We start from the raw sequence: 24,387 nt of genomic DNA on the forward strand, positions 1-24,387 counted from the left end.
AGCAGGAGGATGGATGATGAAAGTCGCATTAGGACAATTTGCAGTAAGCCGGGAATGGGAAGGCAATCTGGCGACCTGTCTCGACCTGATGGCGCGCGCCCAAGCGGGCGGCGCCGATTTGCTGGTGCTGCCGGAAGGCATCCTGGCGCGGGACATTGCCGATCCGGATCTGGTGCTGAAATCCGCCCAGCCGCTGGACGGTCCCTTCGTCAGCCGGCTGTGCGCCGCCAGCCATGGCACGCAGCTGACCACCATGATGAGCGTGCATACGCCCACCGGCGACGGGCGTGCGTTTAATGTGCTGATCGCCGTCCGTAATGGTGAAATCATCGCCCGCTATCGCAAACTACATCTTTACGACGCGTTTGCCGTGCAGGAGTCGAAAAACGTGACGCCGGGCACGGCGGTGCCGCCGCTGGTGGACGTGGCGGGCATGAAAGTGGGCCTGATGACCTGTTATGACGTGCGTTTCCCCGAGCTGGCGCGCCGGCTGGCGCTGGACGGCGCCCAGGTGCTGGTGCTGCCGGCCGCCTGGGTCAAGGGACCCTTGAAGGAGATGCACTGGGCGGTGCTGGTGACCGCCCGGGCGTTGGAGAATACCTGTTATATGGTGGCGGTGGGGGAGTGCGGCGAACGCAATATCGGCAACAGTATGGTGGTGGATCCGCTGGGCGTGGCTATTGCCCATGCCGCCGAAGCCCCGGCGCTGGTCTTCGCCGAGCTGGATGCCGGGCGGGTTGCCCATGCGCGACGGGTGTTGCCGGTACTGGAAAACCGCTGTTTCGCCGCGCCGCAGCTGCGTGAGCGTTAAGCCGCGCACCGTAATCATGAATAGGTTAACAAAATCAGGGGGAAACGTGATGAATGTAATGAAAAAGCGGCTTATGGCCATGATTTGCCTGGCGCTGTCCGGCGGCGCGCTGGCGGATGACGCGCTGCCGGTCCAGACCCTGGACGCCGCGCTACACGCTAAGCTGCCGCAGGATATCCAGCAGTCGGGCAAGATTATATCCGTGAATAACGGCTCGTTCCCTCCTTATGAAATCGCCACCAGCACCCATTCGCTTGATGGCGCCAGCGCCGATTTGGCCCGGGCGCTGGGGACATTGCTGGGCGTGAAGATCGAGCACGCCTCGGTCAGCGGCCTGTCGGGCGTCCTGAGCGGCATCAACTCCGGGCGCTATCAGATGGCGATCGGCCCGATTGGCGATTTCCCTGACCGTGAACAAAAAAATGATTTTATTGATTTTGTACGGGAATTCGTGGTGTTCGCGGTGCCTAAAGGCAATCCGGCCGGCATCAACGGCCTGGACGATACCTGCGGCAAGCGCATCGCGGTGATGGCTGCGGGTTCGGCCGAGCAGGTGATACGTAAGCAATCCACCGCCTGTACCGCGGCGGGCAAGGCGGCAGTGACCGTTGCCTCCTTTACCGATCAGCCGACCTCGGTGCTGGCGGTGCGTTCCGGCCGCGTCGACGCTTTTTTCTCTTCCCAGGCGCCCCTGACCTATTTTGTGGCGCAAACCAACGGCCAGCTGGAATTAAGCGGCCAGGGCAAGGCCAATGGGTTTGGCGATCTGTTCCAGGGATCGGTGGTGCCGAAGGATTCGCCGTTCGGCGCGGTGGTGCTGGAAGCCTATCAAAAATTGTTTGATAACGGCACCTACGCGGCCATCATGAAAAAATGGCGCCTGCAGGACAATATGCTAAAGGCGCCGGGGCGCAACCTGGCCGGTAACACGGGTGTGAAGCCATGACCGTGCGCTTGACTGATCCAACGGAGACGCCGCCGCCGGATAGCGAGCGCGACGTGCGTTACGCGCGTCCGCCGGGTCGGCTGGGCCACCTGATTTTATGGATCCTGGTGTTATTGATTGCCGCCGACGTTATCTGGGTCGTCGCCAACAATAAAAACTTTGAATGGCACGTGGTGAAGGTTTGGTTTACCGAGGCGTCGGTGCTGCGGGGGCTGGGCGTTACCCTCGGCCTGACGGTTATCTCCATGGTGCTCGGGGTGGCGCTGGGGCTGCTGCTGGCCGTGGCCAGACTGTCCGATCACCGGCTGATGGGCGGCCTGGCGGGCCTGTATATCTGGTTCTTCCGCGGCACGCCGCTGCTGGTGCAGCTGATTTTCTGGTACAACATGTCGACGCTGTTCCCGCACGTCACCCTGGGCCTGCCGTTTGTCGGCCCGGTGTACGCCAGCTGGAACACCAACGATCTGATAACGCCGCTGACCGCCGCCATTGCCGGGCTGGCGCTTAACGAGGCCGCCTATATGGCGGAGATTATCCGCGCCGGCCTGCTGTCGGTGGATACCGGCCAGGTGGAAACCACCCAGGCGTTCGGCATGAGCCGCAGCCGGGCGTTGCGGCGCATTATCATTCCCCAGGCCATGCGGTCGATCATTCCCCCCACCGGCAATCAGCTGATCAGCATGATTAAGGCCACGTCGCTGGTGAGCGTGATCGCCATGGGCGATTTGCTCTATTCGGTTCAGTCGGTCTATAACCGCACGTTTGAAGTGGTGCCGATGCTGATGGTGGCGGTGATCTGGTACCTGATTATCACCTCGGTGCTGAACGTGGCGCAGTCGGCCATTGAACGCTATTACGCCCGCGGCACCCGCCGCAGCGAGACGGTGAACCGGCGGCGCCATGCCCCGGCTGACACTGCGGCAGGAGAAAAATAATGACGCAAACCTCAGTTTTGCTGGTACGCGCCCGCGACGTGCGCAAGAGTTATGGCGAGCACGAGGTGCTTAAGGGCATCAACCTGGAGGTCCATACCGGCGAAGTGGTGGTGATCCTCGGGCCGTCCGGGTCGGGTAAATCCACTTTTCTGCGGTGTATTAACCATTTGGAGGATATGAACCAGGGCTCGATTATCGTCGGCGATCATCAGGTGGGTTATGAGTTGCGCAAAGGCGTGCTGCACAAACTCTCCGCCCGGGCCATTGCCCGCCAGCGCCAGGAGATCGGCATGGTGTTCCAGCAATTTAACCTTTATCCCCATATGACGGTGCTGCAAAATATTATCGAGGCGCCGATCGGGGTGCATAAACAAAGCCGGCGGGAAGCGGTGAGTTATGCCCGCGAGCTGTTGCAAACCGTCGGCCTGAGTGAAAAAGCCGATGCCTATCCGCGCCATCTTTCCGGCGGCCAGCAGCAGCGGGTGGCGATCGCCAGGGCGTTGGCCATCCGGCCCAAGCTGATGTTGTTCGACGAGCCGACGTCGGCGCTGGACCCGGAACTGGTGGGCGAGGTGTTGTCCACCATGCGCAGCCTGGCGGATCGGGGATTGACGATGATCGTGGTGACCCATGAAATCGGCTTTGCCAGGGAGGCGGCGGATCGGGTGGTGTTTATGGATCAGGGCGTGGTGGTGGAGCAGGGTTCGCCGCATGAAGTCCTGGTCAATCCACGGCATCCCCGTACCCGCGCTTTCCTCAGCCGGTTCCTGTAGCCAGGCCGCGGCGGGGGCTGGATTAGCGCGCCGGTATGTAAATCTGTTACAGATATCTCTTGTAATGCAGGGGCAATAGCGGTAAAAAGCGATTAACATGTATGAATCGCTGGTTTTATCAGCAAGCGTTAATCAAGCAAGAAGGTGAGTATGGAAGGTTTAAGCATTACTAAATTGTTAGTCATCGGCGCCTTGATTGTGCTGCTGTTCGGCACCAACAAACTGCGCAGCCTCGGCGGTGACCTGGGCGCGGCTATCAAAGGGTTCAAAAAGGCGATGGGCAGCGACGATGCGACCGCGCAGAAAACCCCGGCCGATGAACCTGTAGTCCCGCAGGTCACGGAACGTAAAGAGTAAGCCGCTTCGGCTAACGAACCTGGTTCCCGGATAAAAGGATGATCACCACCGTGACCATCCTTTTTGCCGTGCGCGCAACAGGCCGCGCGGCCTGAATGTAACCGTGTATGTCGCCGGTTATTTTACCTCTATGCCCTTCGCCTGCAGGTCCGCATGGTAGGACGAACGCACGAATGGCCCGCATGCCGCATGGGTAAAGCCCATCGCCATGGCTTCCGCTTTCATCTCGTCGAATTCCTGCGGGCTAACGTAACGCTTCACCGCCAGGTGATGACGGCTGGGTTGCAAATACTGGCCCAGGGTCAGCATGGTCACGCCGTGGCGGCGCAAATCGCGCATGACATCCACGATTTCCGCATTGGTCTCGCCCAGGCCCACCATCAGGCCGGATTTAGTCGGCAGGTCGGGATTGGCTTCCTTGAAGCGCTCGAGCAGCTTCAACGACCAGCCATAGTCGGCGCCCGGGCGCACTTGGCGGTAAAGCCGGGGCACATTTTCCAGGTTATGGTTAAACACATCCGGCGGCGCGGCGTTGATAATCTCCAGCGCGCGGTCCATACGGCCGCGGAAATCCGGCACCAGGGTTTCAATCTTGATGGTCGGATTCTTCGCCCGGATGGCGGTGATGCAATCGGCAAAATGCTGGGCGCCGCCGTCGCGCAGATCGTCGCGATCCACCGAGGTGACCACCACATAACGCAGTCCCATATCGGCGATGGTCTGGCCCAGTTTTTCCGGCTCATTGGCGTCTGGCTGGGTAGGGCGGCCATGGGCCACGTCGCAGAACGGGCAGCGACGCGTGCAAATCGCGCCGAGGATCATAAAGGTGGCGGTGCCGTGGTTAAAACACTCGGACAGGTTCGGGCAGGAAGCCTCTTCACAGACGGAATGCAGGCCGTTTTTACGCATGGCGGCCTTGATACCCTGGATACGCGTGGAGTCCGACGGCAGTTTGATCTTCATCCATTCCGGTTTGCGCAGCATCTCCTGACGCTCAACCGCCACGGTTTTAATCGGGATTAAGGCCATTTTATCGGCGTCACGGTATTTAACGCCGCGTTCCATCTGTATCGGTTTACTCATAATCTCGCAGGTCCCGTCCCGAATTTGGCAGGGGAAGGCCAACACCTTCACCCTGTTACGTGATTGTTCAAATTTATTTGATAAAACATCAAAAATTATAACATGTTTAACCGGCCGCTTTCAGCCCAAAAAAGCGATTATTGCGAAATCGCGGGCGGCTCCGGCGGATAGTCATCTGCGCGCCAGGGCAGGGTGCGGGTCGGTGGATTGCCGAGCCGCCGCAGGAATACCGCCGTCAGCACCGGCGCCACGTCATCCGCCCGGGTGCCCGGGACCCGTTCGCTCATCTGGGTCATGCGCAGGCCGGCGTAACCGCAGGGATTGATGCGCAGGAAGGGTGACAGGTCCATGGCGATATTCAGCGCCAGACCGTGGAAGGAACAGCCCTTGCGGATGCGCAGACCCAGCGAGCAGATTTTATCGTCGCCTACATAAACCCCGGGCGCGTCGGCGCGAGCGCGCGCTTCAATGGCAAAACGGCCCAGCGTTTCCACCACCGTCTCCTCCAGCAGGGTTACCAACTGGCGCACGCCCAGCTTGCGGCGTTTGAGGTTAAGCAGGACGTAAAGGATTTGCTGGCCGGGACCGTGAAACGTCACCTGGCCGCCGCGATCGCTTTGGATAACCGGAATGGCGCCCGGCGTCAGGATATGCTCGGCTTTGCCGGCCTGTCCCTGAGTAAAGACCTGCGGATGCTGGACCAGCCAGATTTCATCCGCGGTCGTCTCATCGCGGCGATCGGTGAATATGTGCATGGCCCGCGATACCGGTTCATAAGGCTGCAGGCCGAGCTGACGAATAATAATGGCATCCTGTGACACAGGCGACTCCGGGTTTACAGAACCATGCGGACCAGTTCGATGTTGCCCAATTCCTCATAAAGCGCTTCAACCTGCTCGATATGGGTGGCGGTAATGGTGATGGATACCGCGTGGTAGTTGCCTTTGCTGCTGGGCTTTACCTGCGGGGTATAATCGCCGGGCGCGTGGCGCTGTACCACTTCGACGACCTGATCGACAAGCTCCGGACGGGCGGTGCCCATCACTTTGTAGGTGAACGAGCAGGGAAACTCGAGCAGTTCATTCAGTTTGGTTTTCATTGGCGCTCCGGATGTATTATTGCCCTGGCAGGATAAAAACGCCGGGTTCAAATTAATACTCCCGCCTGGGCGGGAGTATATCCATTATATGGGGGCGGATTTGCCGCTGACAAGCCGTGGTGGCGTTAAGCGAACCAATGATGGAACATCAGCTTGATATAATCCACGATGCGGCTGAAGATATTGCCTTCCTGTACCTGTTCCAGGACCACCAGCGGATGCTGATCAATGGTCTTGCCGTCCAGCTGGAAATTGATGGAACCCACCTGCTGGCCTTTGGCCAGCGGCGCATGCAATTCCTTCTGGGCTAAAGTATAGCTGGCTTTCAAATCTTTCATGCGGCCGCGGGGAATGGTCAGGTAAGCGTCGGTATCCACGCCCAGCTTGACGTTGTCGGTATCGCCGAACCATACCGGCTCGGCGGCAAATTCCTTGCCCGCTTTCAGCGGCGCCACGGTTTCAAAGAAACGGAAGCCCCAGGTCAGCAGCTTGCGGGTTTCGCTTTCCCGCCCCTTGGCCGAGTGGCCGCCCATCACCGCCGAAATCAGGCGCATCGGGCCGTCGGTGGCCGAGGCAACCAGATTATAGCCGGCGGAATCGGTATGGCCGGTCTTGATGCCGTCCACGTTCAGGTTGGTATCCCACAGCAGTCCGTTACGGTTCATCTGCCGGATGTTATTAAAGGTAAACTCTTTTTCTTTATAGGTGGCGTATTCGTCCGGCACGTCGCGGATCAGGGCCTTGCCTATCAGCGCCATATCGCGCGCGGAGCTGTACTGGCCGGGCGCGTCAAGGCCATGCACGGTTTCGAACTGGGTATTTTGCAGCCCCAGCGCTTTCACGTAGTTGTTCATCAGGCCGACAAAGGCGTCCTGGCTGCCGGCGACATAATCGGCCATGGCCACGCAGGCGTCGTTACCGGACTGGAGGATGATGCCGCGGTTAAGCTGCGCCACCGGCACGCGATCGCCGGGTTTCAGGAACATCAGCGACGATCCCTTGAACACCGGATTGCCGGTTGCCCAGGCATCTTTATTCACGGTGATGATATCGTTAGGAGTGATTTTTCCCGACTTAATCGCCTGGCCGATGACATAACTGGTCATCATTTTGGTCAGGCTGGCCGGATCGCGGCGGGTATCGGCATTCTGTTCCGCCAGGACCTTGCCGGAATTGTAGTCGATCAGGATATAGGTTTCGGCATCGATTTGCGGCACGCCGGGAATCATGGTCTTGAGATTCATGTCGTCGGCGTGGCTATAGGAAAGAGGGATCAGCGCAATAAGGGTGCTTAAGGCTAAGCGCCTGAATAAAAGATGGCTCATTACTTTATTCATGTCGGGACAACATCATCCGTGGGAGTAAGTTAAAATCGTGCCACACTATAGCAGAACTAAAAAAGCCCGGCATCAGGCAATCCGTTACCTGATGGGGATAACCTTTTAATAATGTTTCAGCCGGCGCGATCGTCGGTTATTGTCCGTCCGCCGCCGTGGTGATAAAGGACTGCTGTTGCGCTTCGCTGGCGAGGCGCTGCTGCAGCCCGGCGGCCTGTTGCCGGGAGCTGAACGGCCCCAGTTGCACGCGGTATAGCGCGCCGTTGGCGGTGACCTTGCCGGGCACGCCGAACTTTTGGCTCAGGTTTTGCTGCCACGTAACCGCGCGCTGTCGATCGCCGATAGCGCCGACCTGCACCACATAGCGTCCGCCGGCCGAAGCCGCCACCGGCGCGGCGACCGCCGCCGCGGTATGCGACGCTGCCGCGCTGCCTGATGAGTACGGCGGCGGCTGAGAAACCACCGGTGGGGCGACCGCCGGTTCGGACTGGCTGGATTCAATCACGCCGGCCGGCAGGGCGGAAGGGGCGCCGAGAAAACCGCCGCCCTGGCTTGGGCCGCTGGCGGCGGGTGCGCCGGCATCCTCATCGTCCGCCGCCGCATTGGCCTGCACCGGATTGGCCACCGGAAGAACCGGGGCGTTATCGGCCGCCGGGGCGGACTGCAGCTCCGGCGTGCCCATCGCGCCGGTGCCCAGGGTCGGCCGCGCCGGCAGCGCATAGTTCTGTTTCGCCACCACGGTGCCGACGGTGCCGGGGCCGGACAGCGTGCCGTCCGGCGCAACCTGGATAAAGTCGACCCGCACCTTGCTGTTATTGGAAATGTTCAGCCGGTCGCCCGCCGCGCGCGACAGATCGATAATCCGGCCGGGGGTGTAGGGACCGCGGTCATTGACCCGCACCACCAGCTGGCGGCCGTTGCTAACATTGGTGACCCGCACATAGCTTGGGATAGGCAGGGTCGGATGCGCGGCGGTCAGGGCGCCGGCGTCGAACTGTTCGCCGGTGGCGGTGACGCTGCTGCCGCTGGATTCGGCGTCATACCATGAAGCCAGGCCGGTTTCGCTGTAGTTCTGCGGATTTTTGATAATATGGTAGGTTTTGCCGTTGACTTCATAGTCCTGGCCGGTGCCCGGATTGTAAGGCTCGTAGCGCGGCTCCACGCCGCTGATTTCCACTACCGGCCCGTTATAGGCCGCGGCGGGCGCCTGCTGTTGCTGCGTAGGTTCCGTGGTGCTACAGGCCGTGAGCAACAACCCTATCACGCCGATCCAGTGCCATTCCTTACGCATTGCTCACCTCTATAAGTTTTTAGACAACATTTTCCGATGCGTATGTATCGACATGACGATACCAAACCCCGCCATCAGCACGATCAATGCCGAGCCGCCGTAGCTCACCAGCGGCAGCGGAACGCCGACCACCGGTAAGATACCACTTACCATGCCGATATTCACGAAGACGTAAACGAACAGGATCAGCATTAAGCCCCCGGCCATCACCCGGCCGAAAGTGGTCTGCGCCCTGGCGGCGATGACCAGGCCGCGCATGATTACGCACAGGTATAACCCTAAAAGCACCAGGACGCCAATCAGGCCCAGCTCTTCGCCCAATACGGCGAAAATAAAGTCGGTATGCCGCTCGGGCAGGAACTCCAGCTGCGACTGGGTGCCGTGCAGCCAGCCCTTGCCGCTCAGGCCGCCGGAGCCGATGGCGATTTTGGACTGGATAATATGATAACCGGCGCCCAGCGGATCGGTCTCCGGGTCGAGCAGCATCATCACGCGATCGCGTTGGTAATCATGCATCAGGAAGAACCACAGGATCGGGATAAAGGCCGCCACCAGCAGCGCCGCCACCCCAATCAGCTTCCAGCTCATGCCGGACAGGAACAGCACGAACAATCCCGAGGCGGCGATAAGGATGGCGGTGCCGAGGTCGGGCTGCGCCGCCACCAGCAGCGTGGGCAGGAAGATCAGCACCAGGGCGATGGCGGTATTTTTCAGCGAGGGGGGACAGCTGTCGCGGTTGATAAAGCGCGCCACCATCAGCGGCACCGCAATCTTGGCAATCTCCGAAGGCTGGAAACGCACAAAACCCAAATCCAGCCAGCGCTGGGCGCCTTTACTGATTTGGCCGAACGCGTCCACCGCCACCAGCAGTATCACGCTGATAATGTATAAATAGGGCGCCCAGGCCTCGTAGACCCGGGGCGGCACCTGGGCCAACACCAGCATCACCAGCAGTCCCATGAAGATCTGGCCGATTTTGCGTTCCATCATGCCGACATCCTGGCCGCTGGCGCTCCACATGACCATGGCGCTGTAGGCCAGCAGCAGCGTGATCAGGAACAGGAAAGGCACATCAATATGGAGCTTATTCCAGAACGCCCCGTTCTGCTGGTTGTCGGTCATGGGTTTAATCACCTTCAGTGCCGGGTGGAGCAGGCTGCTCGTCCGGTAAGTCCGTCGTATTGTCGCCCAGCATGATATGGTCCAGGATCTGGCGGGTAATGGTCCCCACCGCCGGGCCGATGCCGCCGTTTTCCAGGATCACCACCACCGCCACCGTCGGTTTGTCGTAGGGGGCGAACGCGGTCATCAGCTTGTGATCGCGCAAATGCTCGGCAATCTTATGGGCATTATACACTTCGTTGGCCTTCAGGCCGTAGACCTGCGCGGTGCCCGATTTGGCCGCGATTTTATACGGCGCGTCGGCAAAACTTTTGCGCGCGGTGCCGTTGGGCCGGTTGGCGACGCCAAACATACCGTCTTTGGCAATCTCCCAATAGCCGGAGTGCGGATCGCCGATTTGGGTATGTTCCGGCTGCTTATAAGGCACCATCTGGCCGTTTTCCCGGGTGCTGTAAAGCAGGTGCGGGATGCGCACCGCGCCGTCGTTGATGAGCGACATCAAGGCCTTGGACATTTGCACCGGCGTGGCGGTCCAATAACCCTGGCCGATGCCGACCGGGATGGTATCGCCCAGGTACCAGGGCTTTTTGAAACGCTTAAGCTTCCACTCGCGGGTCGGCATGATGCCCGCGCGCTCTTCCGACAGGTCGATGCCGGTGTAGGAGCCGTAGCCGAATTTCGACATCCACTCCGACAGCCGATCGATGCCTAAATCATAAGCAACCTGGTAGAAGAAGGTATCCGCCGACTCCTCCAGCGCCTTGGTGACGTTAAGCCGGCCGTGGCCCCATTTTTTCCAGTCGCGGTAGCGTTTATCCGATCCGGGCAATTGCCACCAGCCCGGATCAAACAATGAATAATTGTGGTTAATGGTGCCCAGGGTCAGGGCCGATACCGCGATGTAGGGTTTGACGGTGGAGGCCGGCGGGTACACCCCTTGGGTGGCGCGGTTAATCAGCGGACGGTTTTCGTCCTGCAGCAGGTTGCGGTAATCCTTGCTGGTGATGCCGTCGACAAACAGGTTGGGATCGTAGCTGGGGTTGGAGACCAGCGCGCGGATGCCGCCGTCGCGCGGGTCGGCCACCACCACCGCCGCGCGGCTGCCCGCCAGCAGTTTTTCGATATAGGTCTGCAGGTGCAGGTCCAGGGTCAGGTAGATATCCTTCCCGGCCTGGGGCGGCTGTTCATGCAGCTGGCGGATCACGCGGCCGCGGTTGTTGACCTCCACCTCTTCATAACCGGTCTTGCCGTGCAGGGTATCCTCGTAAAAACGCTCGATGCCCAGCTTGCCGATATCGTTGGTGGCGGCATAGTTGGCCAGGATGCCGTCCTTGTCCAGCCGTTCCACGTCTTTATCATTGATTTTGGAAACGTAGCCGATGACATGCGTCAGCGCCGAGCCATAAGGGTAAAAGCGCCGCTGGTAGCCTTTGATTTCCACGCCCGGGAAATTGAACTGGTTAACCGCGAAGCGGGCCTGCTGCACCTCGGTCAGGCCGACCTTGAGCGGCAGCGAGGTAAAGCGGTGCGAACGGATGCGCTCTTTTTTAAAGTTGGCGATATCGTCGTCGGTCAGATCGACAATCGGCCTGAGCGCGTCGATGGTCCCCTGCAGGTCATCGATTTTCTCCGGCATCAGCTCCAACTGGTAAATAGTGCGGTTCAGCGCCAGCGGGATGCCGTTACGATCGTAAATAATGCCGCGGCTGGGCGCGATAGGCACCAGCTTGATGCGGTTTTCGTTGGATCGGGTGCGGTAGTCTTCAAAACGGGTGATTTGCAGGTGATAGAGATTGGCGATCAGTATCCCGCTCAATACCAGGATACCTAAAAATGCCACCAGCGCCCGGCGAACGAACAGTGCCGACTCTGCTGAATAGTCGCGAAAGGGGTTATGATCTATTTTCATTCCGCGGGGTTATTTCACTCTGTACATCTTCACCGGCTTATTCCCGGTGATATGGATGGTTGGTGGTAATGCTCCAGGCACGATACAGGCTCTCCGCGACTAACACCCGAACTAAAGGATGAGGCAAGGTTAACGGCGATAACGACCAGCTTTGCTCCGCGGCCGCTTTGCATGCCGGCGCCAGCCCCTCGGGACCGCCGATCAGCAGGCTGACATCCCGGCCGTCCTGCTTCCAGCGTTCCAGTTGTTGCGCCAGCATCGGCGTTTCCCAAGGCGTGCCCGGGATATCCAGCGTCACGATGCGGTTTCCTTTGCCTACGGCCGCCAGCATCAGTTCGCCTTCCTTTTCCAGGATGCGGCCGATGTCCGCATTTTTGCCCCGCTTGCCGGCCGGGATTTCATTCAGTTCGAACGGCATGTCCTTGGGGAAGCGGCGCATGTAATCGGTAAAGCCGGTCTGCACCCAATCCGGCATTTTGGTGCCCACCGCGATCAGCTGAAGTCTCACCGGTCAGCTCCAGAGCTTTTCCAGCTCGTAGAGATTGCGGCTTTCCGCCTGCATGACGTGCACAATGACGTCGCCCAGATCGACGACGATCCAATCGGCGACCTTCTCGCCTTCGACGCCCAGTGGCATCAGGCCGGCGGTGCGCGATTCCTGGACGACATGATCGGCAATGGACATCACATGACGGCTGGACGTACCGGTGCAGATGACCATGCAATCGGTAATGCTGGATTTACCCCGTACATCGATGGAAATAATATCCTGGCCTTTCAAATCATCAATTTTATCAATGACGAAATCTTTGAGCGTGTTACCTTGCAAAGGTTCCCCCTTCGGTGTGCTTTGCATGCGATGTCGCGATGGACACCGCAAATGTAGAGGTTGGCTGCCTGACGGATGTGCCAGAACGGACTGACCGGAATCTTACGGCCAGCACGCCCGCGCCGAGACCTGCAGGCCAAACGCGGCAAGCGGGAGAAAGCGTAAGTTACAGCCGAAGAATTAAGCCGCGCAGTATAGCATGGGCCGCGCGCTAGCGATATAAGCCCTGTTCGTCAATATAACGTTGCACCGACGGCGACAGCATATCGTTGCAGCGTAGTCCGGCGTGGCGGCGTTCGCGAATCAATGAGGCTGAAATTGACAGCTCCGGCGTCGGCGCCAGGTAGATAAGCCCGGCGGGCCGCCGGTGCAGCTGGCGGACATCCTGGGTTAACCGGGACTCGAGCCAGGCTTGCAATGCCGGTGTCGCCATCTTACCGCCATATCCCGGCCGGGCGCAAACCAGCAGATGACAGGTGTCGAGCAGTTCGAGACCCCGATGCCACTGCGGCAGCGTCAGCAGGGAATCCTGCCCGATGATAAAACCCAGCGGCGCGTCCACGCCGCGCTCCCGGCGCAGGGTCTCGAAGGTTTCCACCGTCCAGGAAGGATTATCGCGCCGCAGCTCGCGGTCGTCGATATCAAACAGGTTGCCCGCCATATCGGCTATCGCCAGCTGCACCATGGTCAGGCGCTGCTGCGCGCTGGCCTCCGGCTGCGGCCGATGGGGGGGCACGTTATTGGGCAGCAGGGTGATGCGTTCAAGGCCCACCAGCCTGGCAAGGGCAACGGCCGGTTTGATATGGCCGTAATGTATGGGGTCGAAGGTGCCGCCGAAAATAGCGGCCAGTGGGCCGGCTGGCGCCGCGGTGTCGACGGTGTCAGACATTCAGCAGGGTCTCGGGGAGTGATTTGCCGCACAGCAGCATTGAGAGGGCGTCAAGATCGGTCCAGACCGGATAGCCGTAATCCTGCTTAAGGGCGATTTCCATACTGGTCATCAAAGCCACCGCCTGGCGCAGCTGACGGGATGACAGGCGTTGCAGCGCCTGGGTAAGCAGCGCGCGGCGGTTTTGCCACACCTTGTGCCGATCGAACAGGGCGCGCAGCGGCGTCTGGCTCATTTCCCGGTGCAACGCCAGCAGGGTTAATACCTCCCGTTGCAGGCTGCGCAGCAGGATGACCGGCTCGCTGGCCTCATGGCGCAACTGCCGGAGGATATGCCCGGCCCGTTTGCTCTTGCCGGCCAGCAGCGCGTCAATCCAGTGAAACGGGGTAAAATGCGCCGCGTCGTTGACCGCGGTCTCCACCCGCGGCAGGGTCAGGCTGCCGTCGGGATACACCAGCGACAGCCGCTCCAGCGCCTGCGACAGCGCCAGCAGGTTGCCCTCGTAGCAATAGCACAGCAGCTGGTTGGCCGCATTGTCCAGCGTCAGGTGCATGGATTTGGCGCGCGCCGCCACCCAGCGGGGCAATTGCGCCTGCTCGGGGGTAGCGCAGGTGATGAATACCGCGTCCTGGCCCAACGCCTTGAACCAGGCGCTGTTTTCCTGGGCGCGGGTGATGCGGGCGCCGCGCAGCATCAGCAGCACATCCGGATGAAGCAGGGTGGAGAGCAATAATAATTTTTCGCCAATCAGGGCGTTGGCGCCGTTTTCCGGCAGGATTAACAGCAGGGTCTGGCGGCTGGCGAACAGGCTCATCGCCTGGCAAAGGCTGAAAATATCATCCCAGTCGGTGGTGGCGTCGAGCGTAATGCTGAAATGTTCGCTGAACCGATGCGATTGCGCCTGATGGCGAATCGCATCCTGGCTTTCCTGCAGCAACAGCGGATCGTTCCCGAACAGCAAATAGCAGGGGCGCAGCGTTTCCTTTAGCTGCGCGCCCAGCTGTTCAGGATAGAGCCTGATCATTGCTCTTCCTGGGCCGCGGTTGGGGTTGCAATGACTTCGGGATCCGCCGCGACGCTGGTTTTTGCCGCGGTCATCCCTTTGGCGTCAACCGCGCCGTTGGCCTGCGCCGTTTTTTTCAGCTGGGCATCCACGGCGTCGTTGGCTTCCACCGCGGCATGGACCGCCAGCAGTTTGCGCACCAACTGCTGCGCGGCCTGCTCACGCAGTTCCTGGCGGATAATGTCGCTTTCATTGTCCTTGGCCAGCGCGGTCAGCGGGTTGTCGAAGAACGAACGGAATACCCGGATACTGATGGGATACAGATCCTTGCCCGGCGTCAGCACCTGGGCCTGCACATCCAGCACCATCTGGTATTCGGCGGTTTTACCGTCCTGGAACACCGAAACCGTCGAACGCCCTTCGGACGAGCCGGTGATGCGCAGCGACGGCAGCTTTTTGGCGCGCGGATCTTTGTCCCGGACGATGGTGACGTCGCTGAGCCGCAGCTGCGCGCGCACGGCCCTGGTCAGCGGTCCGTAGGGATCGTAGCTGTTAAGGGTTAAGGTTTTTAATTCATTTGGCACTTTTGTGGTGCCGCGCAGATGAAAACCGCAGCCCGCGGTGACCAGCACCGCGAACCCCAGCAACAACGCTATAGTACGATGTCGCACAACGCCTCCTTGTCTTAACCTACTACCAGGTTAAGCAGTTTGCCAGGTACATAAATCACTTTACGCACCGTGAACCCTTCCAGGTGTTTTGCCACCAGATGTTCCTGGACGGCACGTCCACGCACCAGCGCCTCGTCGGCGTCGGCGGGAACGGTAATTCTTCCGCGCAGTTTACCATTGACCTGGATAACCACCAGCTTCGCCTCTTCAACCATAGCCGTTTCATCGGCAACCGGCCACGGGGCGCCGTCAATATCGCCTCCGCCGCCCAGCGCCTGCCACAAAGCAAAGCTGGCGTGCGGAGTAAATGGATACAGCATCCGCACCACCGCCAGCAGCGCTTCCTGCAGCAGGGCGCGGTCTTGCGCGGTTTCCTGCGGCGCCCGCGCCAATTTGTTCATCAGCTCCATGATGGCGGCGATGGCGGTGTTGAAGGTCTGGCGCCGGCCGATATCGTCGTTCACCTTGGCGATGGTCTTGTGCAGTTCGCGCCGCAGAAGCTTTTGCGCCTCGTCCAGCGCGGCTACATCAAGCTGGCCGACCGCCCCCAGCGCCTGGTGGTCGAACACCAGTTTCCACACGCGTTTCAAAAAGCGGTTGGCGCCTTCGACGCCCGATTCCTGCCACTCCAGCGTCATTTCCGCCGGCGAGGCGAACATCATAAACAAACGCACGGTATCGGCGCCGTATTTTTCCACCATCACCTGGGGATCGATGCCGTTGTTTTTCGATTTGGACATCTTGCTCATGCCGGCATAAATCAGTTCGCGGCCATCCTTATCCGTGGCTTTGATGATGCGGCCTTTTTCATCGCGCTCCACCTCGACATCCACCGGCGAGATCCAGACCTGTTCGCCACCGTTGCCCAGGTAATAGAACGCGTCCGCCAGCACCATGCCCTGGCACAGCAGGCGTTTGGCCGGTTCGTCGGAACTGACCAGGCCGGCGTCGCGCAGCAGCTTATGGTAAAAGCGGAAATACATCAGGTGCATGATGGCATGTTCGATGCCGCCCACGTACTGATCCACCGGCAGCCAGTAATTGGCGGCGGCGGGATCCAGCATGCCGGTATCGAAATGCGGGCAGGTATAGCGCGCGTAGTACCAGCTTGATTCCATAAAGGTATCGAAGGTATCGGTTTCGCGCAGCGCCGGCCGGCCGTTGACGGTGGTTTTCGCCCATTCGGGATCGGCCTTGATCGGGCTGGAGATGCCGTCCATGACCACATCTTCCGGCAGCAGCACCGGCAGCCGATCGTCCGGGGTCGGGATCACGCTGCCGTCTTCCAGGGTGATCATCGGAATTGGCGCCCCCCAGTAGCGCTGGCGTGAAACGCCCCAGTCGCGCAGGCGGTAATTGACTTTGCGCTCGCCGACGCCCGCCGCCACCAGCTTATCGGCAATGGCGTTAAAGCCGGCGGCGTGATCAAGACCGTCGAATTCACCGGAGTTGAACAGCGCGCCCTTTTCGGTCATGGCCTGCTGGCTTAAATCCGGCTCGGCTCCGTCGACGGCCAGGATCACCGGCTTGATCGCCAGGCGGTATTTAGTGGCGAACTCCCAGTCGCGCTGATCGTGGCCGGGCACCGCCATTACCGCGCCGGTGCCGTATTCCATCAGCACAAAGTTGGCCACCCATATCGGCACCGATTCGCCGCTTAACGGATGAATGGCGAACAGGCCGGTATCCATGCCCTTTTTCTCCATGGTCGCCATCTCGGCTTCGGCCACCTTGGTATTACGGCATTCGGCGATAAAGTCGGCCAGGGCCGGATTGGCGGCCGCGGCCTGTAGCGACAGCGGATGCCCGGCGGCCACCGCCAGATAGGTCACGCCCATAAAGGTATCGGGGCGGGTGGTATAGACCGACAGCGTTTCCTCGCTGTGCGCCACCTGGAAACGGATTTCCACCCCTTCGGAGCGGCCAATCCAGTTGCGCTGCATGGTTTTCACCTGCTCGGGCCAGCTTTCAAGCGTATCCAGGCCGTAGAGCAGCTCATCGGCATAGGCGGTGATTTTCACGAACCACTGCGGGATTTCCTTGCGCTCGACCTTGGTGCCGCAGCGCCAGCAGCCGCCGTCGATCACCTGTTCGTTGGCCAGCACCGTCTGGTCGTGCGGGCACCAATTCACCGCCGAGGTTTTTTTATAGACCAGGCCTTTCTCATACAGCCGGGCAAAGAACCATTGTTCCCAGCGATAATATTCCGGCCGGCAGGTGGTGACCTCACGGTCCCAGTCATAACCGAAACCCAGCAGTTTGAGCTGGGTTTTCATATAAGCGATATTGTCGTAGGTCCAGGGCGCCGGCGCGGTATTGTTTTTTACCGCCGCGCCTTCCGCCGGCAGGCCGAAGGCGTCCCAGCCGATGGGCTGCAGCACGTTCTTGCCCTGCATGCGCTGGTAGCGCGCGATAACATCGCCGATGGTGTAGTTGCGCACATGGCCCATATGCAGGCGACCGGAGGGATAAGGCAGCATGGAAAGGCAGTAGTATTTTTGCTTGCCCGCATCCTCGGTAACCTTGAAGGTTTGGTGTTCATGCCAGTGAAGCTGGACGTGGGATTCTATCTCTTCCGGGCGATATTGCTCTTGCATGGCAGCCAGTGGTCCTATAGTGAAAATACAGCTACGCTCGCGTTGTCTACCGAGCGTTGATAACAAAAGATCCGCATAGCATAGCTGATAAGCAACGGCGGCAACAACACCCTGCGCGACCCGAACGCGTATTTCTGCCACATTAGGCCGTATCCGGACGATTTATTGCGCTGCGCCATGCTTTATGCCGAATGAGTTTACCGTTATAGACTAAAATTATCAGCATGATACCCATTTAGTTCCGGCCAGAAGGCCATTTTGGGTGATGCTGGCGGATATCAGGAGATGACGATGGATAAGGTGGCGCAGTATTATCGCGAATTGCTGGCCTCGCTAAGCCAACAGCTTGAGCAGGGGGAGAGGAACATCGATACGCTGGTGGAGGATGCGCGGCAACGTTTGCTGGCCACCGGCGATCTGACGCCGGCTGAAGTGGAGAATGTGACCCGGGCGGTGCGTCGCGATCTGGAGGAGTTTGCCCGCAGTTATGATGAAAGCCGCGCGCAGGATACCGACAGCGTGTTTACCCGGATGATCAAGGAGAGCCTGTGGCAGGAGCTGGCGGATATTACCGATAAAACCCAGTTGGAATGGCAGGAAGTGTTTAAAGACGTCAACCATCACGGGGTTTACAGCAGCGGCGAGGTGGTGGGCCTGGGCAACCTGGTCTGCGAACGGTGCCACCATTCGCTGGCGTTTTATACTCCGGAAACGTTGCCGCTGTGTCCGGAGTGCGGCTTCGATCAGTTCCAGCGCCGGCCGTTCCAATAGCGGCCGGGGCCTGCCCCGCAGGTTCCGGGGCAGGCCTCGAGCGGGCGCTTAGTGCAAAATTTTCGCCAGGAAGTCGCGGGCGCGATCGGTCTGCGGATGCTGGAAGAACGCCTCTTTATGGGTATCCTCGACGATCTTGCCTTCATCCATAAAGATCACCCGGTTGGCCACCTTACGGGCAAAGCCCATTTCATGGGTCACCACCATCATGGTCATGCCTTCCTGCGCCAGTTCGACCATCACATCCAGCACTTCATTGATCATTTCCGGGTCCAGCGCCGAGGTCGGCTCATCGAACAGCATCGCCACCGGATCCATGCACAGGGCGCGGGCAATCGCCACCCGCTGCTGCTGGCCGCCGGAAAGCTGGCCGGGGAATTTATTGGCCTGCGCCGACAGGCCAACCCGTTCCAGCAGCTTCAGGCCTTTCTCGCGCGACGCGTCCTTGTTGCGCTTGAGCACCTTAACCTGCGCCAGGGTAAGATTATCGATGATCGACAGGTGCGGAAACAGTTCAAAATGCTGAAACACCATGCCTACCTTGGCGCGCAGCTGGGCCAGGTTGGTGCGCTTGTCGTTGACGGCGATATCATTGACCATGATTTGGCCGCGCTGGATCGGCTCTAGTCCGTTGACGGTTTTGATCAGCGTGGATTTACCCGAGCCGGACGGGCCGCAGACCACCACGACCTCGCCGGTTTGCACTTCGGTCGAGCAATCGTTCAGTACCTGAAAATGGCCGTACCATTTAGAAATATTTTTCAGGGAAATCATCAAACCGTCCTTTTCTTCAAATAATTTACCAGCAGGGAAGCGCTGAGGCTGATAACAAAATATACGGCGCCGGCAAACAGGATCATTTCCACCTGGGTACCGTCGCGTTCGCCCACCGACGACGCGGTGCGGAAAAAATCGGCCAGGCTTAACACATACACCAGCGACGTATCCTGGAACAGGACAATGCCCTGGGTCAGCAGCAGCGGCACCATGGCGCGAAAGGCCTGGGGAAGCACCACCAACTGCATGGATTGCCACGGCGTCATGCCGAGCGCCAGCGCCGCCGAGGCCTGGCCGCGCGAAATGCTGATAATGCCGGCGCGGATAATCTCGGAGTAATAGGCGGCCTCAAACAGCGAGAAGGCCACCATGGCCGAAATCAGCCGGATATCGGTTTTCGGGGAAAGCCCCAGCACCTTTTGCAGAAAGCTGGGCACCACCAGGTAAAACCACAGCAGCACCATCAACAGCGGCACCGAGCGGAACAGGTTAACGTACAGTTTGGCAAACCAACTGACCGGCCACAGCGGCGACAGGCGCATCACTGCCAGCACGGTGCCCCAGATAATGCCGAAAAAAACGGCGGTAAAGGTGATTTTCAGCGTCATCGCCATGCCTTGCAGCATATAAGGCAGGCTGGGAATGATGGTACTCCAGTCAAATTGGTACATCATTTACCTCCTATATGACCGGGCAAGCGTACTTTTCTCTCCACCAAATGCATGGCAAACATCACCACCGCGTTAATGATCAGGTAGCCGACGGTTATCGCGGTAAAGGACTCATACGCATGCGCGGAATAATCCAGCAGCTTGCCGGCCTGCGCCGCCATGTCCACCAGGCCGATGGTTGACGCCACCGCGGAGTTTTTCACCAGGTTAAGCATTTCCGAGGTCATCGGCGGCACGATCACGCGATAGGCGTTCGGCAACAGCACGTAACGGTAGGTTTGCGGCAGCGTCAGGCCCATCGCCAGCCCGGCGGCCTTCTGGCCTGAGGGCAGGGACTGGATGCCGGCGCGCACCTGCTCGCAAACGCGGGCGGCGGTAAACAACCCCAGGCAGATCATCGAGCAGACAAAAAACTGGATATTCGGATCCAGGCCGGACTTAAACCACATGCCGATATTCACCGGCAACAGTTCCGGCACCACCAGGTACCAGATGAAAAATTGAACAATCAAAGGAATGTTACGGAATAACTCGACGTAACAGGTTCCTAAAGCGGAAAGGAAACGATTTGGAACGGTACGCAGGATGCCGAACAGCGAACCGACCAGCAACGCGATAATCCAGGCGCAAAACGAGACGGCGACGGTAACTTTAAACCCCGCCCAAAGCCAGCCGAGGTAGGTGGTGTTGCCAAATGGGGCAGCTGCAAAAAAAATACCCCAGTTCCAATCTATTGACATAAAAAACTCCGGTAAAAAAGGGTAGCATCGCTACCCTGAAGATTGATGAAGACCTTGATGTCCGTGCCGCGGGGAACGACCGCGTCGCGTCTGTCTGTCCTGGCCTCCCGCAATCGAGAGGGCGGGGAGTCACCCGCCCTTATTGTCGTTATTAGTTTACGGCTTTGTCGTTAGGGGCCTTGAACAGCGCTTTGACGTCATCGGACATATCGAAATTCATATTCAGGTTTTTCGGCGGGATCGGCTGTTTAAACCAGGTGTCGTACCATTTAGCCGCCTGACCGGAGGTCTGGATGGAGACAATAGTGTCATCCACCAGTTTTTTGAACTGCGGATCGTCTTTACGCATCATGCAGCCATAGGCTTCTTTTGACTGCGGAGTGCCGACGATATCCCATTGCCCGGGGTTTTTGGATTTGGCGCGTTCACCGGCCAGCAGGGCATCGTCCAGCATAAAGGCTTCGGCGCGGCCGGTTTCCAGCGTGCGGAACGAATCGCCATGATCCTTGGTGGAGATGATGCGCATCTTCATTTGTTTTTCGTCGTTCAGCTTGTTGAGCAACACTTCGGACGTGGTGCCCGCCGTTACCACGACGGTTTTGCCGGCCAGGTCGGCGAAGTCTTTAATCGGGCTGCCTTTTTTCACCGCGATACGGGTGCCGATCACAAACAGGGTATTGGAGAAATCGACCTGTTTCTGGCGCTCAAGGTTGTTGGTGGTTGAGCCGCATTCAAAATCATAGGTGCCGTTTTGCAGCAGCGGGATACGATTTTGCGATGAGATCGGCAGATATTTAATCTGCAGGGAAGGGGCGTCAATTTTCTTTTTGATGGCTTCCACGATGGCATCGGAATAGGCCTGGGAGTAGCCCACTACTTTTTGCTGGTTGTCATAATAGGAAAACGGAACCGAAGATTCCCGATGGCCAACCACGATCACGCCGTTGTCTTTGATTTTCTTCAGGGTGCCCGTCAGGTCTTCCGCATGGGCCATGCTGCCGGCCATACCCAGTACCAGTAATGATAAAGCCAATTTGCGCATTTGCATTTTCCAACTCCTTTGCTGTCACTACGGCGCTCAAGGGTAAGCGCGCCGCAATCATGAGTATCACGTTAAGCTTTGGATCCAGCCTAAAGCGTAAATATCAAAACGGATTACCGTTAAAAAATAGCCGAATGTAAATGTTTTGAAATGAAAAAGTTTTCGTTTTGTGAGTTCCTGCGCACCAAAACGTGGCGCAGCACGCTTACTTGCACAATGTAAGTGCGACTGACGCACCATGACGGCGCGCCTGCGGCGGAAATTACTCACCAAAAAACAGTTTTTAACCACATTCGCAACGTTATACAGCAAAAATCATGCCAGACAAATTATTTGCTCCCGAACGGCGCAGCGCCGGATTCAGGCTTTTTGCGCCGCGGAAGCGGACAGGGCGACGTGCGCTTTGAAGACTTCCAGCGCGCCGGGCAGCAGGGCCGGGTCGGCGTGTTTATCATTATTCCACAGGTCGGCGAAGCTGATTGCCCGCCCGCAGTGGATAAACACTTCATCCACTTCGATAATGATCACGCTTTTCGCCGGTTGTCCGTTTTGCGCAAAACGCAGGCATAGCGCCGGGTCGACGGAAATCCGCGCGCGGCCGTTGACCCGAAATCCCTCTTTCCAGCCGGGGATCAGGAACAGCATGCCGACAAACGGATTTTGCAGGATATTGCCCAGGCCATCGAGACGATTGTTGCCGGAGCGATCCGGCAGCAGCAGTGTCTTATCGTCCTCCACGTGGACAAATCCCGGCTCCCCGCCCTTGGGCGAGCAGTCGATACCGCGCGCGCCCTGGGTGCCGAGGATCATAAAAGGCGCCAGGGCAATCAGCCGACGGGCAAAGATATCGAGGCGATCGATTTGCTTTTGCACCACCGCTTTATTGGGTTGGGCATAGTGCTCGCGCAGCTGGGCGGCATCGGTAAGCAGATAACGGGAGTCGGGGTTCATACAGAGGCTCTTTGGTCAAAATGTCACGAAGATGTTACATGTGGCAAGATAACAGCAAAGAGATGGATTAACAATAATTAGCACGCGCATCACAGCCCGCCAACGGCGAGCAGCCCGCTACCATCAGACGTGTCACAGGGCGAACGGGCCGATGGGGTCGACGCGGCCATGGTTTTTCCGGCCGCCCGAGCCCCATGGCGCGATGGACCCGCTGACCGGGTATCCAAAGCAGAGGTGTTAAAGGGCGCGCCGTCCCGCCCGCCGGCCGAACACCACGGCGGCAAATCCCAGCAGCAGCGTCAGCAGCCACAGCGGCCAGTCGCCGAAGCGCGCATAAGGCGTCAGCCCCGTAGCCGGCGTCACCCGCGCGCTTAACACGTCGCGGGTAAACTGCGGCAGTATCGCGTCGATGGCGCCGTCGGCGCCGATCACCGCGGTAATACCGTTATTGGTACTGCGCAGCAGCGGCCGTCCCAGCTCCAGCGATCGCATGCGCGCCATCTGGAAATGCTGCCACGGGCCGATGGAATGGCCGAACCACGCATCATTGGAAATGGTCAGCAGGAAATCGGTGTCCGGCCGGAAGTTATCGCGGACCTGCGAGCCGAGGATAATCTCGTAGCAGATGGCCGCGGTCAGCTTCATGCCGGCGGCGCTCAGCTGCGGCTGGATATAATTGCCGCGGCTGAACGACGACATCGGCAGGTTAAACAGCGGCGCCAGCGGACGCAGCAGGCTCTCCAGCGGCACAAACTCGCCGAACGGCACCAAATGATGCTTGGCGTAACGGTTGGGGCTGGGGTAACGGTAGGGCGTCTGCTCCCCCAACACCAGGATGCTGTTGAAATAACTATAACCGGACGAGCCGCGCCGGGTATCGATAATGCCGGTAACCAGGCTGGTATGCTCCTCTCGCAGCAGCCGATCCAGCTCGTTAAGGAACGGCGTCTGGGAGGTTTCGTCATCCGGGATAGCCGATTCCGGCCAAATCACCATCTGCGCCTTGCCAAGAAAAGGCCGGGTATGGCTCAGGTACACATCCAGCGTCGGCTGCACCTGGTCGGCCTCCCATTTCAGCGACTGGGCAATATTGCCCTGCACCATGGCCACGTCCACCGCCCTGGCATCCTGCGGGGCATACCAGTGCAGGCTCTTCAGCGGCCAGGGCAGCAGCAGCACCGCCAGCGCGCAGATACCCGCCAGGGGAGCGCGCAGCGCCACCGCGGCCACGGCCAGCCCGCTGACGGCCATCAGGAAAAAGGTGATGGATTCGACGCCGAACATCGGCGCCAATCCCTTAAGGGGACCGTCGATTTGCGTATAGCCGAACTGCAGCCAGGGCAGGCCGGTCATCACCCAGCCGCGCAGGAATTCCGTCACCTGCCACAGCACCGGCGCGCCCAGCGCCAGCCGCCACAGCGAAGTGCGCGGCCAGATGCGCGCCAACACGCCGCTAAACAGCATGGGATAGAGCGCCAGGTATGCCGCCAGCAGCGCCACCAGGGCGATGTTCACCGGCCCGGGCAGCCCGCCGAACTGGGCGATGCTGACATAGATCCAGTTCATGCCGGTGCCGAACAGACCGAAGCCCCAGAAAAAGCCGAGCCACGCGGACTGCCGGACCGTTCGGTTAAGGGTAACCGCCAGTAAACCGGCCAGCGACGCTATCGCCGCCGGCCAAATATCATAAGGTGAAAACGCCAGGGTACCGCAGGCGCCGGTCAATAGTGCCAGCAGCGCGCGTACCCACTGGCGTTCAAGTCGCAATGCGCTCGCCATGTAA

25 protein-coding genes are annotated in these 24,387 nt (G+C 59.3%); 6 read left to right on the top strand and 19 right to left on the bottom strand.

Annotation, left to right across the window (positions count from 1 at the left end; all coding sequences use genetic code 11):
- Positions 1-16: 16 nt before the first annotated feature.
- The 5 genes from GRH90_RS07975 (at position 17) to tatE (ending at position 3,822) form a co-directional block, all read left to right on the top strand.
- A complete protein-coding gene (locus GRH90_RS07975; RefSeq protein ID WP_162365420.1) occupies positions 17-811 on the top strand; it encodes a deaminated glutathione amidase in 795 nt (264 codons plus the stop codon).
- 58 nt (positions 812-869) lie between these two features.
- Positions 870-1,757, top strand: coding sequence for an ABC transporter substrate-binding protein (locus tag GRH90_RS07980; protein ID WP_178113081.1), 888 nt, complete (start codon positions 870-872; stop codon positions 1,755-1,757).
- Positions 1,754-2,692 (top strand): amino acid ABC transporter permease, encoded by a 939-nt coding sequence (locus tag GRH90_RS07985; protein ID WP_162365422.1) that lies wholly within the window; start codon positions 1,754-1,756, stop codon positions 2,690-2,692. The genes GRH90_RS07980 and GRH90_RS07985 overlap by 4 nt, the downstream gene beginning before the upstream one ends.
- Positions 2,692-3,465, top strand: coding sequence for an amino acid ABC transporter ATP-binding protein (locus GRH90_RS07990; protein ID WP_162365423.1), 774 nt, complete (start codon positions 2,692-2,694; stop codon positions 3,463-3,465). The genes GRH90_RS07985 and GRH90_RS07990 overlap by 1 nt, the downstream gene beginning before the upstream one ends.
- Before the next feature lie 150 nt (positions 3,466-3,615).
- The gene (gene tatE / locus GRH90_RS07995) at positions 3,616-3,822 is read left to right on the top strand and encodes a twin-arginine translocase subunit TatE (RefSeq protein ID WP_162365424.1); all 207 of its coding nucleotides are present in this window, start codon (positions 3,616-3,618) and stop codon (positions 3,820-3,822) included.
- Between the two features lie 117 nt (positions 3,823-3,939).
- Here tatE and lipA read toward each other — a convergent pair whose 3' ends face one another.
- The 13 genes from lipA to leuS all read right to left on the bottom strand — a co-directional run bounded on the left by lipA (position 3,940) and on the right by leuS (position 17,652).
- Positions 3,940-4,905 carry a lipoyl synthase gene (gene lipA / locus GRH90_RS08000; RefSeq protein WP_162365425.1) on the bottom strand — a complete coding sequence of 322 codons (966 nt, stop codon included), beginning with the start codon at positions 4,903-4,905 and terminating at the stop codon, positions 3,940-3,942.
- Between the two features lie 137 nt (positions 4,906-5,042).
- Positions 5,043-5,726, bottom strand: a complete 684-nt coding sequence (gene lipB / locus GRH90_RS08005) for a lipoyl(octanoyl) transferase LipB (RefSeq protein WP_162365426.1) — start codon at positions 5,724-5,726, stop codon at positions 5,043-5,045.
- Between the two features lie 14 nt (positions 5,727-5,740).
- Positions 5,741-6,004 (bottom strand): DUF493 family protein YbeD, encoded by a 264-nt coding sequence (ybeD, locus tag GRH90_RS08010; protein ID WP_162365427.1) that lies wholly within the window; start codon positions 6,002-6,004, stop codon positions 5,741-5,743.
- Positions 6,005-6,129: 125 nt separating this feature from the next.
- Positions 6,130-7,341 (bottom strand): D-alanyl-D-alanine carboxypeptidase DacA, encoded by a 1,212-nt coding sequence (gene dacA, locus GRH90_RS08015; protein ID WP_162365428.1) that lies wholly within the window; start codon positions 7,339-7,341, stop codon positions 6,130-6,132.
- A gap of 136 nt (positions 7,342-7,477) precedes the next feature.
- Positions 7,478-8,632, bottom strand: a complete 1,155-nt coding sequence (gene rlpA, locus GRH90_RS08020; protein ID WP_162365429.1) for an endolytic peptidoglycan transglycosylase RlpA — start codon at positions 8,630-8,632, stop codon at positions 7,478-7,480.
- Positions 8,633-8,641: 9 nt separating this feature from the next.
- Complete coding sequence (mrdB, locus tag GRH90_RS08025) at positions 8,642-9,754, bottom strand: peptidoglycan glycosyltransferase MrdB (RefSeq protein WP_162365430.1); 1,113 nt, start codon at positions 9,752-9,754, stop codon at positions 8,642-8,644.
- A gap of 4 nt (positions 9,755-9,758) precedes the next feature.
- Positions 9,759-11,663: a peptidoglycan DD-transpeptidase MrdA gene (gene mrdA / locus GRH90_RS08030; protein ID WP_162365431.1), complete on the bottom strand. Its 1,905-nt coding sequence runs from the start codon at positions 11,661-11,663 to the stop codon at positions 9,759-9,761.
- A gap of 37 nt (positions 11,664-11,700) precedes the next feature.
- Positions 11,701-12,171: a 23S rRNA (pseudouridine(1915)-N(3))-methyltransferase RlmH gene (rlmH, locus tag GRH90_RS08035; protein ID WP_162365432.1), complete on the bottom strand. Its 471-nt coding sequence runs from the start codon at positions 12,169-12,171 to the stop codon at positions 11,701-11,703.
- Positions 12,172-12,174: 3 nt separating this feature from the next.
- Complete coding sequence (gene rsfS / locus GRH90_RS08040; RefSeq protein ID WP_162365433.1) at positions 12,175-12,492, bottom strand: ribosome silencing factor; 318 nt, start codon at positions 12,490-12,492, stop codon at positions 12,175-12,177.
- 211 nt (positions 12,493-12,703) lie between these two features.
- Positions 12,704-13,381, bottom strand: coding sequence for a nicotinate-nucleotide adenylyltransferase (gene nadD / locus GRH90_RS08045; protein ID WP_162365434.1), 678 nt, complete (start codon positions 13,379-13,381; stop codon positions 12,704-12,706).
- Positions 13,374-14,405: a DNA polymerase III subunit delta gene (gene holA / locus GRH90_RS08050; RefSeq protein ID WP_162365435.1), complete on the bottom strand. Its 1,032-nt coding sequence runs from the start codon at positions 14,403-14,405 to the stop codon at positions 13,374-13,376. Before holA ends, nadD begins: the two co-directional genes overlap by 8 nt.
- Entirely contained in the window at positions 14,402-15,055 is a 654-nt protein-coding gene (lptE, locus tag GRH90_RS08055; RefSeq protein WP_162365436.1) for an LPS assembly lipoprotein LptE, read from the bottom strand. The genes holA and lptE overlap by 4 nt, the downstream gene beginning before the upstream one ends.
- 14 nt (positions 15,056-15,069) lie before the next feature.
- Entirely contained in the window at positions 15,070-17,652 is a 2,583-nt protein-coding gene (gene leuS, locus GRH90_RS08060) for a leucine--tRNA ligase (RefSeq protein ID WP_162365437.1), read from the bottom strand.
- Between the two features lie 291 nt (positions 17,653-17,943).
- Between leuS and GRH90_RS08065 the strand changes: the two genes are divergently transcribed.
- A complete protein-coding gene (locus GRH90_RS08065) occupies positions 17,944-18,423 on the top strand; it encodes a zinc ribbon-containing protein (RefSeq protein WP_162365662.1) in 480 nt (159 codons plus the stop codon).
- A 48-nt stretch (positions 18,424-18,471) separates the two neighbouring features.
- Here the strand turns inward: GRH90_RS08065 and GRH90_RS08070 are convergent, their stop codons facing one another.
- From GRH90_RS08070 to lnt, 6 genes are all read right to left on the bottom strand, one after another.
- Positions 18,472-19,197 (bottom strand): amino acid ABC transporter ATP-binding protein, encoded by a 726-nt coding sequence (locus GRH90_RS08070; protein ID WP_162365438.1) that lies wholly within the window; start codon positions 19,195-19,197, stop codon positions 18,472-18,474.
- Positions 19,197-19,871: a glutamate/aspartate ABC transporter permease GltK gene (gltK, locus tag GRH90_RS08075; RefSeq protein ID WP_162365663.1), complete on the bottom strand. Its 675-nt coding sequence runs from the start codon at positions 19,869-19,871 to the stop codon at positions 19,197-19,199. The genes GRH90_RS08070 and gltK overlap by 1 nt, the downstream gene beginning before the upstream one ends.
- Positions 19,871-20,611, bottom strand: coding sequence for an amino acid ABC transporter permease (locus GRH90_RS08080; RefSeq protein ID WP_162365439.1), 741 nt, complete (start codon positions 20,609-20,611; stop codon positions 19,871-19,873). Before GRH90_RS08080 ends, gltK begins: the two co-directional genes overlap by 1 nt.
- A 151-nt stretch (positions 20,612-20,762) precedes the next feature.
- Positions 20,763-21,659: an amino acid ABC transporter substrate-binding protein gene (locus tag GRH90_RS08085; RefSeq protein WP_162365440.1), complete on the bottom strand. Its 897-nt coding sequence runs from the start codon at positions 21,657-21,659 to the stop codon at positions 20,763-20,765.
- A 354-nt stretch (positions 21,660-22,013) separates the two neighbouring features.
- A complete protein-coding gene (locus GRH90_RS08090) occupies positions 22,014-22,604 on the bottom strand; it encodes an MSMEG_1061 family FMN-dependent PPOX-type flavoprotein (protein WP_162365441.1) in 591 nt (196 codons plus the stop codon).
- Positions 22,605-22,841: 237 nt separating this feature from the next.
- On the bottom strand, positions 22,842-24,383 hold the full coding sequence (gene lnt / locus GRH90_RS08095; protein ID WP_162365442.1) for an apolipoprotein N-acyltransferase: 1,542 nt from the start codon (positions 24,381-24,383) through the stop codon (positions 22,842-22,844).
- Positions 24,384-24,387 lie beyond the last annotated feature (4 nt).

Origin of the sequence: Acerihabitans arboris (assembly GCF_010131535.1) — a bacterium.
GTDB lineage: Bacteria > Pseudomonadota > Gammaproteobacteria > Enterobacterales > Enterobacteriaceae > Acerihabitans > Acerihabitans arboris.